This is a genomic window from Pseudomonas sp. DC3200b2 (assembly GCF_049895785.1).
Taxonomy (GTDB): Bacteria; Pseudomonadota; Gammaproteobacteria; order Pseudomonadales; family Pseudomonadaceae; genus Aquipseudomonas; species Aquipseudomonas massiliensis.
Map to the genome: position 1 here is coordinate 502027 of NZ_JAFCTA010000003.1, position 15909 is coordinate 517935.

General features: G+C 63.2%; 15 protein-coding genes. 7 read left to right on the forward strand and 8 right to left on the reverse strand.

What is annotated here, in order from left to right:
* The first annotated feature begins 108 nt into the window (after positions 1–108).
* Positions 109–1161 (forward strand): quinone-dependent dihydroorotate dehydrogenase, encoded by a 1053-nt coding sequence (locus ACP691_RS11650; RefSeq protein ID WP_426149714.1) that lies wholly within the window; start codon positions 109–111, stop codon positions 1159–1161.
* 79 nt (positions 1162–1240) lie between these two features.
* On the opposite strand, the gene rmf is transcribed toward ACP691_RS11650, so the two are convergent.
* Positions 1241–1456, reverse strand: a complete 216-nt coding sequence (gene rmf, locus ACP691_RS11655; RefSeq protein ID WP_040260745.1) for a ribosome modulation factor — start codon at positions 1454–1456, stop codon at positions 1241–1243.
* Positions 1457–1972: 516 nt separating this feature from the next.
* Here rmf and rlmKL point away from each other — a divergent pair.
* Positions 1973–4180, forward strand: coding sequence for a bifunctional 23S rRNA (guanine(2069)-N(7))-methyltransferase RlmK/23S rRNA (guanine(2445)-N(2))-methyltransferase RlmL (gene rlmKL / locus ACP691_RS11660; RefSeq protein WP_426149585.1), 2208 nt, complete (start codon positions 1973–1975; stop codon positions 4178–4180).
* 30 nt (positions 4181–4210) lie between these two features.
* Here the strand turns inward: rlmKL and dacB are convergent, their stop codons facing one another.
* The 7 genes from dacB to ACP691_RS11695 all read right to left on the reverse strand — a co-directional run bounded on the left by dacB (position 4211) and on the right by ACP691_RS11695 (position 9594).
* Entirely contained in the window at positions 4211–5662 is a 1452-nt protein-coding gene (dacB, locus tag ACP691_RS11665) for a D-alanyl-D-alanine carboxypeptidase/D-alanyl-D-alanine endopeptidase (RefSeq protein WP_426149586.1), read from the reverse strand.
* Between the two features lie 268 nt (positions 5663–5930).
* Positions 5931–6275, reverse strand: a complete 345-nt coding sequence (locus tag ACP691_RS11670; RefSeq protein ID WP_040260742.1) for a YggL family protein — start codon at positions 6273–6275, stop codon at positions 5931–5933.
* Between the two features lie 98 nt (positions 6276–6373).
* On the reverse strand, positions 6374–6997 hold the full coding sequence (locus ACP691_RS11675) for a response regulator (protein WP_426149587.1): 624 nt from the start codon (positions 6995–6997) through the stop codon (positions 6374–6376).
* 106 nt (positions 6998–7103) lie between these two features.
* On the reverse strand, positions 7104–8435 hold the full coding sequence (locus ACP691_RS11680; RefSeq protein ID WP_426149588.1) for a deoxyguanosinetriphosphate triphosphohydrolase: 1332 nt from the start codon (positions 8433–8435) through the stop codon (positions 7104–7106).
* Positions 8436–8543: 108 nt separating this feature from the next.
* On the reverse strand, positions 8544–8879 hold the full coding sequence (locus ACP691_RS11685) for a hypothetical protein (protein WP_040260739.1): 336 nt from the start codon (positions 8877–8879) through the stop codon (positions 8544–8546).
* Positions 8876–9277: a phage holin family protein gene (locus ACP691_RS11690; protein WP_040260738.1), complete on the reverse strand. Its 402-nt coding sequence runs from the start codon at positions 9275–9277 to the stop codon at positions 8876–8878. Before ACP691_RS11690 ends, ACP691_RS11685 begins: the two co-directional genes overlap by 4 nt.
* Before the next feature lie 2 nt (positions 9278–9279).
* Positions 9280–9594, reverse strand: a complete 315-nt coding sequence (locus ACP691_RS11695; RefSeq protein ID WP_040260737.1) for a DUF883 family protein — start codon at positions 9592–9594, stop codon at positions 9280–9282.
* Positions 9595–9899: 305 nt separating this feature from the next.
* On the opposite strand from ACP691_RS11695, the gene ACP691_RS11700 reads away from it, so the two are divergent.
* The 5 genes from ACP691_RS11700 (at position 9900) to ACP691_RS11720 (ending at position 15902) form a co-directional block, all read left to right on the forward strand.
* Positions 9900–11108, forward strand: coding sequence for an ammonium transporter (locus ACP691_RS11700; RefSeq protein WP_426149589.1), 1209 nt, complete (start codon positions 9900–9902; stop codon positions 11106–11108).
* Between the two features lie 91 nt (positions 11109–11199).
* Positions 11200–11436 carry a glutaredoxin family protein gene (locus ACP691_RS11705; RefSeq protein WP_040260736.1) on the forward strand — a complete coding sequence of 79 codons (237 nt, stop codon included), beginning with the start codon at positions 11200–11202 and terminating at the stop codon, positions 11434–11436.
* Between the two features lie 160 nt (positions 11437–11596).
* Complete coding sequence (locus tag ACP691_RS11710; protein WP_426149590.1) at positions 11597–11923, forward strand: transcriptional regulator; 327 nt, start codon at positions 11597–11599, stop codon at positions 11921–11923.
* A gap of 50 nt (positions 11924–11973) precedes the next feature.
* On the forward strand, positions 11974–12870 hold the full coding sequence (locus tag ACP691_RS11715) for a pseudouridine synthase (protein WP_426149591.1): 897 nt from the start codon (positions 11974–11976) through the stop codon (positions 12868–12870).
* 128 nt (positions 12871–12998) lie between these two features.
* The gene (locus tag ACP691_RS11720) at positions 12999–15902 is read left to right on the forward strand and encodes a PAS domain-containing protein (protein ID WP_426149592.1); all 2904 of its coding nucleotides are present in this window, start codon (positions 12999–13001) and stop codon (positions 15900–15902) included.
* Positions 15903–15909 lie beyond the last annotated feature (7 nt).

Here is a 15909-nt window from a genome sequence, read left to right on the forward strand (position 1 = left end):
TCGCGCCTGGTTGGGGCAATGGTCAGCAATCGTTATGCCATTGCCGACAAACCCAGGCGGGGCCTATATACTGCCCGCTGTTTTCGACCCATGCCGAGCAAGCCGACCATGTACGACCTGGCCCGCCAGTTCCTCTTCAAATTGTCCGCGGAAACTTCCCACGACCTGTCCCTGGACCTCATCGGCGCCGGTGGCCGGCTGGGCCTGAATCGCCTTCTGGCCAAGCCCGCGGCGCGCCTGCCGGTAAGCGTGATGGGCCTGGCGTTCGACAACCCGGTAGGCCTGGCCGCGGGGCTGGACAAGAACGGCGCGGCCATCGATGGTTTCGCTCAGCTGGGTTTCGGTTTCGTCGAAATCGGCACGGTCACTCCTCGCGCGCAACCCGGCAACCCACGGCCGCGGCTGTTCCGCCTGCCCGAGGCCACGGCGATCATCAATCGCATGGGCTTCAACAACCTGGGTGTGGACCACCTGGTGCAGCGCGTGAAAGCCGCTCGTTATCGTGGCGTGCTGGGTATCAATATCGGCAAGAACTTCGATACGCCAGTGGAGCGGGCCCAGGATGACTACCTGTTGTGCCTGGAGAAGGTTCATGCCCATGCCAGCTATGTGACTGTCAATGTAAGCTCGCCCAATACCCCGGGCCTGCGCAGCCTTCAGTTCGGGGACCAGCTCAAGACCCTGCTGGACGCCCTGGCGACGCGTCGCGAGGCACTGGCACTTGCCAGCGGCCGACGAGTGCCGCTGGCCATAAAGATCGCGCCTGACATGACCGACGAGGAAACCGCTGAAGTAGCCGCGGCCCTGCTGGCCACGGGTATGGACGCGGTGATCGCCACCAACACCACGCTTTCCCGCGAGGGCGTTCAAGGCCTGCCTCATGGCGATGAAGCCGGCGGCCTGTCCGGCGCCCCCGTGCGGGAAAAAAGCACCCAGGTGGTACGAGTGCTGGCCGGTGAGCTGAACGGGGCGATACCGATCATCGCGGCGGGGGGGATCACCGAGGGGCGGCATGCCGCCGAGAAAATCGAGGCAGGGGCCAGCCTGGTGCAGGTCTACTCCGGATTCATCTATCGAGGGCCGGCGCTGATTCGTGAAGCAGTGGATGCGATCGCAGCGCTGGAGCTTCAGCGTTCCGCCGGTTTGGCCACGGCAGGGTAGCGCCTCGCTGGCCCGGCCACCGAAGTGGCCCGGGCCGCCGCCGGGGATGGCGGCATTGGAAAGGTTTGAAGATTCGGGTCTAGCCGACCGCGTGAAGTTCGTTGAGCCTATGAAGCCCGGCCGCGCCGGTCATGCCATCCCAGTTGTCGCCGCGCCCCTCTCGCCAGCCGTTGATCCAGGCTTGGCGCACCGAGGGCAGAGTGAAGGGGCAAAGCTCCCGGGATTTGCCGCTGAGGCCGTTTTGATAGCCGCGAAGAAATGCTCGTTCCAACGGATCACGCTTGAGTCTTCTCATAGGGTGTAGCCCTCGTTTGTTGACTGATGTCCCGTCGGCCACTGCTGGGCCGGGCAGCAAGCTGCCGGTGCTAAGGGCCCGCTGCCGGCGTGGCGGGCCAGGAGCCGTACCGTTGCGATACGCCTCACGGGGTTAGTTCTAAACAACCTGCGCGTCCGATGGAATGAACGATTTGTAATAAGATGTTCATGTTTAGCGCTTCGAGCCATAAGCCTATGCTACCGACGTGTGGAAAAACCAGGCTCAAGCCATTGAAATGACGCGATTCAGCAGCTTTCAACGCCGCGTGGGCCGCTTCGGAAACATCGGTGTCGCATGGTCATCGACGCGCGACGAGAGGTCGCGTCGACGGCATGCCAACCGCTCTTCAACGCTGCCCGGGTGTCTTAACCTTTTTACGCAAGGGGCACTCGAGTGGCCGGCACAGGTGGTGCCAATCAGTGGCGCTGGCGGAAACAGCGCTCGATCAACCGACCCGGTGGACGCGTTCTCCGGGTACATGCAAAGGCGTGAATGATGTCTGATGTGTTCGATCTGTACCTGACCTGCCCCAAGGGCCTGGAAGGCCTGCTGGCCGAGGAAGCGCGCGGGCTGGGCCTGTTGGAAGCCCGTGAGCAAACCGCCGCGGTCCGCGGCCAGGCCACCCTGGAGACGGCTTACCGCTTGTGCTTGTGGTCACGCTTGGCCAACCGAGTATTGCTGGTGCTCAAGCGGTTCACCATGACCAATGCCGATGACCTGTATCAAGGCGTGCGCGAGCTGGAATGGGCGGAACATCTCGAGCCCACCGGCACCCTGGCGGTGGAGTTCAGCGGTCATGGTTCGGGCATCGACAATACCCACTTCGGTGCCCTCAAGGTCAAGGATGCCATCGTCGACAGCTTGCGCACGCGTGATGGGCAGCGTCCCGGCATCGATAAGCTGAACCCGGACCTACGCATCCATCTGCGCCTGGACCGAGGCGAGGCCATTCTTTCGCTGGACCTGTCCGGGCACAGCCTGCACCAGCGTGGCTACCGCCTGCAGCAAGGCGCCGCGCCTTTGAAGGAGAACCTGGCGGCGGCGATCCTGCTGCGTGCCGGCTGGCCGCGGATCGCCGCCGAAGGCGGTGCCCTGGCGGACCCCATGTGCGGAGTCGGTACCTTCCTGGTGGAAGCGGCCATGATGGCGGCGGACCTGGCTCCCAACCTGCGTCGGGAGCGCTGGGGCTTCAGCGCCTGGCTGGGTCATGTGCCGGCCCTGTGGCGCAAGCTGCATGATGAGGCCAGCGAGCGTGCCCGCGTAGGGCTGGCGCGCAAGCCGGCCTGGATTCGCGGCTACGAGGCCGACCCTCGGCTTATCCAGCCGGCGCGCAATAACATCGAGCGGGCGGGCCTGAGCGACTGGGTGAAGATCTACCAGGGTGAGCTGGCTACCTTCGAGCCACGCCCGGACCAGAACCAGAAGGGGCTGGTGGTGTGCAACCCCCCCTATGGCGAACGGCTAGGCGACGAGGCCAGCCTGGTCTACCTCTACCAGAACCTGGGAGAGCGCTTGCGCCAGGCCTGCCTGAATTGGCAGGCGGCGATCTTTACCGCCGCGCCGGACCTGGGCAAGCGCATGGGCATCCGCAGTCACAAACAGTACGCATTCTGGAACGGTGCCTTGCCGTGCAAGCTGTTGCTACTGGATGTGCAACCACAGCAATTCGTAGTAGGCGAGCGTCGTCCGGCGACGGCTGCTACCGTTTCCCAGGCCACCCCTGAGCTACCTGCCGCGCCCCAGGCCCTGGCCGAGGCGGCCCGGTTGAGCGAAGGCGGGCAGATGTTCGCCAATCGGCTACAGAAGAATCTGCGCCAGCTGGGTAAATGGGCTCGTCGTGACGGTGTGTCCTGCTACCGGGTCTATGACGCGGACATGCCTGAATATGCCTTCGCTGTGGACCTGTACCAGGACTGGGTCCATGTTCAGGAGTACGCCGCGCCCAAGTCGGTGGATCCGCAGAAGGCCCAGGCTCGGCTGTTCGACGCCCTGGCGGCTATCCCGGTTGCGCTGCAGGCAGACCCGCGCAAGGTGGTGCTCAAGCGCCGCGAGCGCCAGACCGGTACGCGGCAGTACGAGCGGCAGGGGGCCGAGGGCGGCTTCATGGAGGTCAACGAGGTGGGGGTGCGCCTTTTGGTCAACCTTACCGATTACCTGGACACCGGGCTGTTCCTCGATCATCGCCCCATGCGCGCCCGCTTGCAGCGTGAGGCAGCGGGCAAGCGGTTCCTCAACCTGTTCTGCTACACCGCCACGGCCACGGTGCATGCCGCCAAGGGCGGGGCCCACGCGACCACCAGCGTGGACCTTTCGCGCACCTACCTGGACTGGGCCCGGCGCAACCTGGCGCTCAACGGTTTCTCCGAGCGGCACCAGCTGGTGCACAGCGATGTCATGGCCTGGCTGGAGCAGGACCGGGGCGAATACGAACTCATCTTCATAGACCCGCCGACCTTCTCCAACTCAAAACGCATGGAAGGCGTGTTCGATGTCCAGCGCGACCACGTACGCTTGCTGGACCTGGCCATGGCCCGACTGGCCAAGGGCGGGACCCTGTACTTCTCCAACAACTTCCGTCGCTTCCGCCTGGATGAGACCGTCGCGGCCCGCTATGCCGTCGAGGACATCACTCGCCAGACCCTGGACCCGGACTTCGCGCGTAACGAGAAAATCCACCAGGCCTGGCGCATTCAGGCCCGCTAAAGGGCGTCTGGGCCAACACGGCTGCCCGGATCAGGGCAGGGCGGCGGTGTTGGCGATGCGGGGCTGGTTGTAGAGGTCCAGCAGCACCTGGTCCAGCACCGAGCGGGCGCCCCAGGGCTTGGGGTCGTTCAGGATGGCGACCACGGCCCAGGTATTACCGTTCACGTCCCGGCTGAAACCGGCGATCGCCCTGACGGTGTTCAGGGTCCCGGTCTTGATGTGCCCTTCGCCGGTCATGGCGGTGCGCTTCAGACGCTTGCGCATGGTGCCGTCCATGCCTACCAGGGGCATGGAGCTCATGAATTCCGCTGCGTAAGGGCTGCGCCAGGCGGCTTGCAGCAGAGCCGCCATTTCCCGGGCGCTTACCCGTTCGGCCCGGGACAGGCCGCTGCCGTTTTCCATCACCAGATGAGGCGCTACCATGCCTTTCTTCGCCAGCCATTGCCGGATCACCCGCTGGGCCGCCTTGGCGTCGTCTTCATCCGCGGCGGTGCGGTTCAAGGCGCCTATGGTCAGGAACAGCTGCTGGGCCATGGTGTTGTTGCTGTATTTGTTGATGTCGCGGATGACCTCGACCAAGTCAGGCGAAAACGCCCGGGCCAGCAGGCGCGCATTGCGAGGCACACTGCCGTCACGGTCCACACCGTTGATGGTGCCGCCCAATTCGCCCCAGATCGCCCGGATTGCCCCGGCCGAGTAAGCGAAGTGGTCAAGCAATGACAGGTATGTCTGGGAGTTGCATCCATCCGCGAGTTGACCGCTGACAATGACATTGATGCCGTCTGGCTGGGGCACGGCGTTATAACGCACGTCGCCTACGCATTTGCTACCCGAAGCCGCCTTTACCTGATTGTCCAACCGGATGGTGCGGATCGGCGGTTCCGCGGCGACTGTGACCTTGCCGCCATCGTTGCGCGCGACGAAACGCAGCGCCTTTAGGTTGATCATCAAGGCGTCCGGGCGGACCAGGAATGGCGCGTTCTCGTCATTGCCATCGTCGTTGAATGCCGGCAACTGCGGTTGTTTGAAGAAACCGCGGTCCAGGATCAGATCGCCGGTAACCTGCTGCACGCCATTGGCGCGCAGGTCTCGCATCAGCAGCCAGAGCTTCTCCATGTTCAGCTTGGGGTCGCCTCCGCCTTTTACGTAGAGGTTTCCATGCAGTACGCCGCCGCTCAAGGTGCCGTCCGTATAGAACTCGGTTTTCCATTGGAAGGTGGGGCCGAGCAGTTCCAGGGCGGCGAAGGTGGTGACCAGCTTCATGGTGGAGGCAGGATTGACCGACACATCCGCATTGAACAAGGTGCTGGAACCCTGGCCGTTGAGGGGTACCAGGGCGAGTGAAAGCGCGTTGTCGGTAAGCTTGCTGGCCTTGAGCGCCTGCGTCACCTTGGGAGTAAGGTCGCCCGGCGCGGCATGAAGGGAGGTAGCGGCGGCCATCAGCAGGCCGGAAATAAACAGCGAACGTAGTGGTTTGATCATGGAGACGAAGCTCTTTGGCGCGCGAAGACACGGGAGCGAGAAGAGATGAAGGCTCCCCCTGAAAGCGGCCATTATGCACAAGCCCACCTGCGCTGTGGGAGGTCAGCTTCAGGATGGAGGAAATTCACCTGATTGGCCGCATGCCTGTTCAGCGCCAGGCGCGAGCTCTGTCAATGTTGTCCGCGCGGCAGATGCCAGGCAAGAAAAAGCCACCTCATGGGTGGCCTTTCCAGCGAGCGAGCCAGGTGACAGCCTGGCCCAGACCGCTTCAGCTAGGGCTGTTGATTGGCTTCTCGGGGTACCAGGCGTCGACCAGCGGGCTGACTTCGACCTTGGTCAATTCACTGCGGCCCTTGAGCCAGGCTTCGACGGTGGCACGCTGCTCTTCGCTGACGGAGCCCCGCTTGGCCGAGCAAACCAGGCCGAAGTCATCGCCGCCTACGTAGTCCAGGCCATTGGCATCCATGGCCTGGGTAAGAAACGCGTCGAGGAACGCGTCTATGGCTTCCTCCGACAGGTCTTCCTTGAATTCCAGGTTGAGCTCGAAGCCCAGTTCCTGGAATTCGTCCACACAGAGTTTCTTGCGCAGACGGCGGGAACGGTTGGTAGCCATGAAAAAATCCTCTTGGTGATTGCGGGGCGCAGTCTAGCAGCTTAACCATGACAGCGCTTGCTCGGCTGCCGAGCTTGTTCGGCGAAACCGAGCCGTCATCAGACCAGGGCGTTGCGCTTGGCGATTTCCAGTAGTTCGACCAGCGACCGCGCCTGGAGCTTGTGCATCAAGCGTTTCTTGTAGGTGCTGACCGTTTTGTTGCTAAGGAACATGCCTTCGGCGATTTCCCGGTTGGTGCGCCCTTGGGCGAATTGCTGCAGGACCATCAGCTCGCGGTCATTGACCTGTCCGAAGCGGCGCAGCTCCGCGCTGCGTTCAGGATCTTCAGGGTCGGCCAGGGCCTGGCTGGGGAAATAGTTATAGCCGGCGAATACGGCGCGTACCGCGCTGATCAGCTCGGTGAGCTCCTCGCGCTTGCATACATAGCCCGCGGCGCCTAACTGCATGCAGCGCATCGCGAACAACTGGGCGGATTGAGCGGTGAACACCAGGACCCGATAGGGCATGCCCATGGCGTGCAGCCGGGCCAGGATCTCCAGGCCATCGAGACGAGGCAGGCTGATATCGAGCACCACCAGGTGCGGATCGTACTCGCGCAACAGGCGCATCCCGTCCACGCCATTGTCGGTTTCGCCAATGACCTCGTATCCCTCGTTCTCCAGCAACATTCGTATCGCCAGACGAATCACTGGATGATCTTCAATGATAAAAACCGAGCCCATGCCTGTTTCCTTACTGCGATCGGAGCGCGACCTTAGCTCAGTTGCAGCGGTGTGAGGACGGGCGCGATGGCTAACCGCGCCAATATCAGAGCTTTACCCGGATCGCTCAGAGCGGAATGGCGCGTCCAGTCATTTCACTGGCCATTTCGGTGGCGTAGCTGTCGGTCATGCCAGCGATGAAATCGATCATGCGCATGAAGGCCGTGTGCAAGGGCCACGACGGGTCAGGCGCGTTACTGCCCATCAGGTCCAGGATGCGCCGGTTCTTGAAGGACAGCCGTCGCCCGCCGTACTGCTCCAGGGCAGCGCCACAGAAGGCGTTGAGCAAGACTTCCAGCGTGGTGTAGGCGCCTATTTCATGCAGCGTCTTGCGCTTGTCATGGAAGATCTTTTCCCGGGCGATATCCTTGGCACCTTGCACGCAGCGCTTGGCCGGGCCAGCCATGTGCTCCACCAGGTCATCGGCCAAGGCCCCCGCCAGCAGCGCGGGCTGTTGTTCGACGAACGCCCTGGCCGCGGCATTGGTGAGGTGTTCGATGGCCTTGCCACGCAAGATGGCCAGCTTGCGCCGCCTGGATGCGCCCGGCCCAAGCAGGCGGTAGGTTTCGGGCAGGTCGTCCCCGACCAGGTCCAGCAGCAAGCCCTCGACCTCGGCGTAGTCCAGCAGCTCCATCTCCAGGCCGTCTTCCAGATCGATCAGGGCGTAGCAGATGTCGTCCGCCGCCTCCATGAGGTAGACCAGCGGATGACGTGCCCAGCGCTGGGTTTCCAGCAACGGCAGGCCCAGGCGCTGGGCAATCTGTTCCAGCAGTGGCAGCTCGCTCTGGTAGCAGCCGAACTTGTGTTTCTTGTAACCCAGGGAGTCGGCATGTCGGGCCGTCCAAGGGTACTTGAGGTAGGTACCCAAGGTGGCGTAGGTCAGGCGCATGCCGCCTTCGAACTGATGGTATTCCAGTTGCGTCAGTACCCGCAGGCCCTGGGCGTTGCCCTCGAAATTAAGGAAGTCCAGCCGCTCGGCATCGCTCATGCTGTCGAGCCAGCCCCGGCCCGCGGCCTGCTGGAACCAGTAGCGGATGGCGTCCTCTCCGGAATGCCCGAAGGGCGGGTTGCCGATGTCATGGGCCAGGCAGGCCGACTGCACCACCATCCCCAGGTCCGCGGCGTCGCACCAGCCGGGCAGTTCCGCGCGCAGGGTTTCACCTACCCTCATCCCAAGGGAGCGACCCACGCAGCTGACTTCCAGGGAATGGGTAAGGCGGGTATGGATGTGATCGTTGCTACTGACAGGGTGGACCTGGGTCTTGCGACCGAGTCGGCGAAACGCGCCGGAAAAAATGATCCGGTCGTGATCCTTGTGAAAGGGCGTGCGGCCAAGCTCTTCGGAGCTTTGCAGCGGCTTGCCCAGGCGTTCGCGGTTAAGCAGTGTTTCCCAATCCAAAGCGCGTCTCCATGATCGAGCCAGATGCCACTCCGCCATTGGCCGCCACGAAGAAGGCTGCCGGCTGGCGGCTAGGCCAGCCGGCCTGGCGCTGTCGCCGGCCGCGTCTCAGCGTCGGGACGCGCCTTGCAGGAGCTTGACCAGCGGCACCAGACTGACCACCAGTTTGGTGAGGCGTGTTGCAGCGGTCAGGCCACCCTTGCGGGCGCCCTTGCCGGAGAGGAAGCCCAGCAAGCTTACCAGACCCACGCCCCAGAGCGGGGCATGCCTGACCTTCAGGCTTTTGTTCAACCCTTGCCCCATGTTGCGAAAGCGTGAGAGCGGGTTCACGAACTGGCGGGCTTCCTGGCGGATCTCCTGGCGGTGCATTTCCATGCGCAGGCGAATCAACGCCTTGCGCATTTCCCGGCGGGTCGCGCCGTTGGGCACAGTGTGTCGGGTCATGGCAGCAAACGCTCCCGGTCATTGGCCAGTTCTTCGAGGGTCGCATGGAACGGGGAAGACTCATCGAAGATCGCGGCTTTCAAGCGCAAGGCGCAGAAGGCACCGGCCAGTACATAGAAGGCGCAAAGCCCGATCATGCCTGGAATGCGATAGTTGTCCCACAGCAGGATCAGGATCAGGCCGGACAGGGCTACCAGGGCGAGCAGGGCGAACACCAGTGCCAGGCCCGCGAACAACAGCAGGCTCAAGGTGCGGGCCTTCTGTTCCTGCAATTCGATGCCCAGCAGCTCGATATGGCTGTGCAGCCACCCAAGCAAGGCGCCACCGAGCCGCCGTCCGTGAGAGCCGGTAGGTTCCCCGGTTGGCGGTGGCAGTGAGGATTCGCTGTCCCGGTTCATGATCAGCGCCTTGTAGCCAGCAGGCCTACCAGGAAGCCTACCCCGGCTGCGATACCGATGGCGGGCAATGGGTTGGCTTGAACGTAGTCTTCGGCAGCTACCAGGGCCGCGGCGCCCTGTTCGCGCAGTTGCAGTTCGGTTTCCTTCAGCGACACTCGCGCCTTGGCCAGGCTGTCCTTGATCTGCCGACGAAGTTCCTCGGCCTGTTCGCCAGCCAGGCCGGCGGTGTGCTCCAACAGCTTCTCGGTGTCCCGGATCAGTGTCTGGAAGTCAGTGGTCAACACGTCTTGCGCGGTGTTCAGGGTATCGCGAGTCATGGCGTCCTCCTTATATGGCCTTGAAGTTCGAGTGCCGTTTCGTCGCCAAGGTTCAGCGCGACGCTGGTACATTTTTTGCTGCCCATTGGTGCGCGCTGTTGGTCGGCTGCGCCGTTAGCGTGCGGCCGGGGCTTACGATGGCAGCCTGCGGCGCTGACGAATCAAGGCGGCTCCTCATACCAGCCGGCTCGGGTTCGGCTTCGTGCATCGTGCTGGTGCGTTCGTTGCGTCGATGAACCACGAGTGGGCAGTTGGCGGGTGTCCGTATGTTGTCTTGCTTAGTTTTTCAGGGCCTGCCTCTCGCTATGGATAATCTGCAAACCGCCGTGGATACCCTCGTCCACGGCTCCAACACGCTATTCCTGCTCTGTGGCGCTGTCATGGTGCTAGCCATGCACGCCGGTTTCGCTTTCCTGGAGGTTGGCACAGTCAGGCAGAAAAACCAGGTTAACGCGCTATCGAAGATTCTCAGCGATTTCGCGGTGTCGACCCTGGCCTACTTTTTCGTAGGCTACTGGCTGGCCTACGGGGTGACTTTCCTGGCGCCCGCCTCGCAATTGGCAGCCGACCACGGCTACGGCCTGGTCAAGTTCTTCTTCCTGCTCACCTTCGCCGCCGCCATTCCAGCCATCATTTCCGGAGGCATCGCCGAACGCGCCCGCTTCGTACCGCAGTTGTGCGCCACGCTAATGATCGTGGCCTTCCTCTACCCTTTCTTCGAAGGCCTGGCATGGAACGGCAACCTGGGCCTCCAGGCCTGGTTGCAAAGCCGGTTCGGCGCACCCTTCCATGATTTCGCGGGATCCGTGGTGGTGCATGCCATGGGTGGCTGGATCGCCCTGGTCGCGGTACTACTGCTCGGCGCTCGTCGTGGCCGATACCGGGATGGGCGGGTAGTGGCCATGGCGCCGTCCAACATTCCTTTCCTGGCCCTGGGCTCGTGGATCCTGATCGTCGGCTGGTTCGGTTTCAACGTCATGAGCGCCCAGACCTTGCAAGGCGCCAGTGGACTGGTGGCGGTCAACTCCCTGATGGCTATGGTCGGCGGCACCATCGCCGCGCTCCTGATCGGACGCAACGACCCCGGTTTTCTGCATAACGGTCCGCTGGCCGGGCTGGTCGCCGTCTGCGCAGGCTCAGACCTGATGCATCCGCTGGGGGCCTTGGTCACGGGCGCGGTGGCCGGGGCCCTGTTCGTAAGTTGCTTCATCGCAGCCCAGGGCAAATGGAAGATCGACGACGTGCTCGGGGTCTGGCCTTTGCACGGTGTGTGCGGTGCTTGGGGCGGGTTGGCCTGTGGGTTGTTCGGGCAAACCTGGCTGGGCGGGCTGGGCGGCGTCTCGCTCGCCAGCCAGGCGCTGGGAACGGCCTTGGGCATTGGCGTGGCCTTGTTCGGGGGCGCTGTGGTCTACGGGGGGCTGCGCCGGGTGGTGGGCATTCGTCTGACCCCTGAGCAGGAGTTCGAAGGGGCTGACCTGGCACTGCACCGCATCGGCGCAGTCAATCCGGAGTAACGTGGCTGGTGTGCCAGGGCGGGTCTAGACTTTAAGCTCTGTCACGCCTGGTACCCTGAGTTCAGGCGCCATGCCCAAGGTGAGCCGGACCATGTGCCCCGAATGCCAGCTATTCGTGATCCTCAACTGTCCCCGCTGCGCCCTGGCCGAGGCGGCGCTGCTGCCCATGGTGGAACACGGCCTTTGGGTGGAGCTGATCGACCTGCGGGAAGCGGGCGGCGTCCCGGCCAGCTACGAGGCGCGGGCGCCCCTGCTGCGTCGGGTGGATACAGGCGCTACCCTGGCCTGGCCGTTTAGCCAGGAGCAAATCGTTCATTTCCTGAAATAACCTGTTCGCTACCCTGGCTTCGGGGCTGTTGCACAATGCGACGCGAAAGGATTTGCGCTAGCCGGCCGGACGAGCGTTCGTTGCCTTCGAGGCCAGGTGTTTATATGCTGTATAAAAATACAGTGGGCCCGGGCTTGCGCCAGCACACAAGGATAGCGACGTGATCAATATTCAACAGCTCAAGAGCACCATCAACCAGATGGCGCCGGAAACCGTGTTCGAGGCCGTGCGGGACTTGCGCCTCGATGGCCTGGTCGTGGAAGGCAAGACGCCCTTTGGTCGCCTGCATTTCAATACCTGTTTCGCCGAGATCGAAGCCCTGTTCCAGCGCGCCGGTTATCACCAGCGTCTGGATGTGGTGGGTTTCCAAGGCCAGGCCTATGCATTGTTCGATCCGGCTCGCTGGGAGGCGGTGGATGTACTGCGCTGGCTCCAGGCTGAGGCGAAAGCCGCCGCCGCTGGCCACAAGCAGAGCGTAGTGCTTTGATCCGTGAGCCATAGCGAGGATAATGCGGCCCCCCAAGCTGGAGCCCGCCAATGTCTTCGTCGACCTTCGACCCTGCCGTCACCCAGGCCAGCACCGTCTGCCTCCCGGCGGGGCATTGGGCCACCGTACTGGATTGCCTTGTCGAGCGGTTTCCAGGCGTGGGCCGAGTCGAGTGGGAAAGCCGCTTCGGCCGGGGGCGGGTGCTGGACGCGGCCGGTCAGCCCCTTGCGATCTTCACTCCTTACCGGCCTGGCTTGCGTGTCCACTATTATCGGGAGGTGCAGGACGAACCTCTTATTCCGGTGACCGAGCAGGTGCTGTTCCTGGACGACCACCTTCTGGTCGCTGACAAGCCACATTTCCTGCCCGTAACCCCGGCGGGTGCGTTCGTTGAGCAAACCCTGCTGCGTCGGCTTATCCGCAGCACCGGCAACGCGGATCTGGTGCCCTTGCATCGCATTGACCGTCACACCGCCGGGTTGGTCCTGTTCTCCACCAATCCCGCCACTCGGGGTGCCTATCAGCAGCTCTTCCCGACACGCCGGATCGACAAGACCTACGAAGCACTGGCACCAGCGCTCGAGGGCATGGCCTTTCCCTTGGTGCATACGAGCCGGATCGTGCGGGGCGAGCCTTTTTTCCGCCAGCAGGAGGTCGAAGGCGTACCCAACAGCGAAACCCGTATCGAGGTCATCGCAAGGTCGGCTCACACCTGGCACTACCGGCTGTTTCCTGTCACGGGTCGTACTCACCAGTTGCGAGTGCATATGGCGAGCCTGGGCGCGCCTATCCTCAATGATCCTTTCTATCCGCGAGTGACACCTGCGGATCAGCCGGACGATCATGCGCGGCCCCTCCAACTGCTGGCTCGTGAACTGCGGTTTCATGATCCCCTGAGCGGTCGCCTACGACACTTCGAAAGCGGGCTGCGGCTCCAAGCCTTGTAACCAGAGATTGGCACGACTGTACCGCTGGTCGTGATCGGGCATTTTCACCAGTACTTGCGCGCATAAAAGCGCGACGGGTAGGGGTCCTAACCCTGTGTTGACGGTACGGCGTTGTCCAAGAGGAATACATGTTTGACGTTGATGACCTGTCTCACCTGTCGAGGGAAGCCTTGGAAGCCGAAGTGCTGCGCTGGCGTCGGTACGGCAATGCGGCTGGGAATGCTGGTAGTGAAGCCGTGCGACAGCGGGCAATGTTCAGGAGCGCCCTGGACTTTGCAATGATCATGATGGACAGGGTGGGCATCGTTACCGACTGGAACCTGGGCGCCGAACGGGTGCTTGGCTGGCCGGCTGCGCAAATGATAGGACAGCCCGCGGAGCTGTTTTATACGCCGCAAGACCGGGCCAACGGCCGAGTGGGCGAGGAGATGCGTGAAGCCATGCGCGATGGCAGGGCCGCCGATGAACGCTGGCACTTGCGCAAGTGCGGCCAACGGTTCTGGGCCTCGGGGCAAATGTTTCCACTGTTCGGCGATAATGGCGAGCATCTTGGATATCTGAAGATCTTGCGTGACCGCACTGAGGAGCACTTGCAGGGTGAGGCGCTCAGAGACACCCAGGAGCGCTACCGCCTGGCCGCCAAGGCTACCACCGACGCGGTATGGGACTGGGACCTGCTCACCCAGCATGTGCTGTGGAACGATGCCCTGCGAGAGGCCTATGGCTACGCGCCCGAGGACGTACAGCCCACCGGTCACTGGTGGCTGGCACACATTCACCCGGATGATCGTTCCCGCATCGATGCGTCCATCCATGCCGTGATTGACAGTACAGATACGGCCTGGGCGGACGAATACCGCTTCCTCCGGGCCGATGGCACGCACGCACAGGTGCTGGACCGCGGTCACGTGATCAGAGACGCCGACGGCAAGGCCCTGCGCATGATCGGCGCCATGCTCGATGTCAGCCAGATGCACGCCGCCCGGGAAGCGCTGCGGGAAAGTGAAGAGCGGTTCAGGACCATCCTGGGTACGATCGAGGCAGCCTTCGCTATCGTCGAAGTGAAGTTCGACGAGCGGGATGAGCCTGTCGATTATCGTTTCCTTGAGGTCAACCCGGCCTTTGAGCGCCAGTCGGGAGTAGACCTCAAGGGCAAGTGGGTAACCGAGTTCGCCCCGGACCTGGAGCAATTCTGGTTCCAGACCTATGGCCGGGTGGCCAAGACAGGCGAACCTGCTAATTTCGAAAGCTATGCGGCCGCCTTCAGCCGGTGGTTCGACGTACGTGCGGTGAAGGTGGGCAGCCCTCAACAGCGACAGATCGCCATCTTGTTCAACGACGTGACGGAGCGTCGCACCGCCCAGGAGCGGTTGCGTATCAGCGAAGCCCTGGCGCGCCAGAACATTGAGCGCGTGCAGCTCGCCCTGGCCGCCGGCGCGATCGTGGGCACCTGGCACTGGGACTTGCTCACCGACGAGGTGACGGTGGACGATGCCTTCGCTGAAGTGTTCGGTCTTGACCCTGTCCTTGGCCAGGGCGGGCTGCGCCAGGAGCAGCTCCTGCGCCGGGTGCATCCTGATGACCGGGCCGGGCTGGAAGCCGCCCTCGCCGGAGTGATCCAAAGTGGGGCCGCGTTCAGCCATCAGTACCGGGTCAGCCGCCCGGGCGGGGCATACGCCTGGATCGAAGCGAACGGTCGGGTCAACCGCGCTGACGACGGCACCGCGATCAGTCTGCCAGGTGTGCTTATCGACCTGGAGGAGCGCCGCTCGGTCGAAGCGGAGCGGGACCGCGCAACCGCTGCCCTACGGACCTTGAACGAGACGCTGGAACTGCGCGTGGAGGAGCGCACCACGGCACTGATGCAGGCCGAGGAAAAGCTGCGGCAGTCGCAGAAAATGGAAGCCGTGGGGCAGCTCACCGGTGGACTGGCCCATGACTTCAACAACCTGCTGGCCGGCATCTCCGGCGCTCTGGAACTCATGAATACGCGTATTTCCCAGGGGCGGCTCAACGACCTGGGCAAGTACATGGCGGCCGCCCAGGGCGCTGCCAGGCGCGCGGCCGCCCTGACGCATCGCTTGCTGGCCTTCTCGCGGCGGCAAACCCTCGATCCGCGACCAACCGATGTGAACGGGCTGATCGATGGCATGGTGGAGCTCATCCAGCGTACGGTGGGGCCCGGCATTCGTGTAGAGATGCGAGGCGAAAGCAGCCTGTGGCCTGCCATGGTGGACCCGAGCCAGCTGGAAAACGGCCTGCTGAACCTGTGCATCAATGCGCGCGACGCCATGCCCGATGGTGGCCGCATTACCATCGCCACCGGCAACCATACCTTTGATCAGGCGACGGCCTCGGGGCATGACCTGCAGCCTGGAGACTATCTTTCACTTTGCGTCACCGATACGGGCACAGGCATGACCCCCGACGTGGTCGCCAATGCCTTCGACCCCTTCTTCACGACCAAGCCCATTGGCCAGGGTACCGGCCTGGGGCTGTCGATGATCTACGGCTTCGCCAAGCAGTCTGGCGGGCAGGTGCGGATCGATTCGAAGCTGGGAGAGGGCACCACCATCTGCATTCATCTGCCTCGTTATCGCGGCAGCGCCCACCAGGAAGCGAGCGTGCCCCAAGAGTCGGCGACGCCGATGCCGGCCGGTGGGGAGACCCTGCTGATCGTGGAAGACGATGTTACTGTCCGCATGCTGCTCAAGGATGCCCTGGGAGACCTCGGCTACAACCTGATAGAAGCAGCCGATAGCGTCGCCGGCCTGAACGTGTTGCGATCCGAGGCAGCGGTGCATTTGCTGATTACCGATGTCGGCCTGCCGGGTGGCATGAACGGTCGCCAGATGGCCGAGGCCGGGCTGGAACTGCGACCGGAGCTGAAGGTGCTGTTCATCACCGGTTATGCCGAAAACGCAGCCTTTGGGCATCATTACCTCGGGCCAGGCATGCAGGTGCTGAGCAAACCGTTCGTGATAGACAGCCTTTTGAGCCGGGTGCAGGCGCTGCTGGCTGAGCGCGGCTAGACGCCAT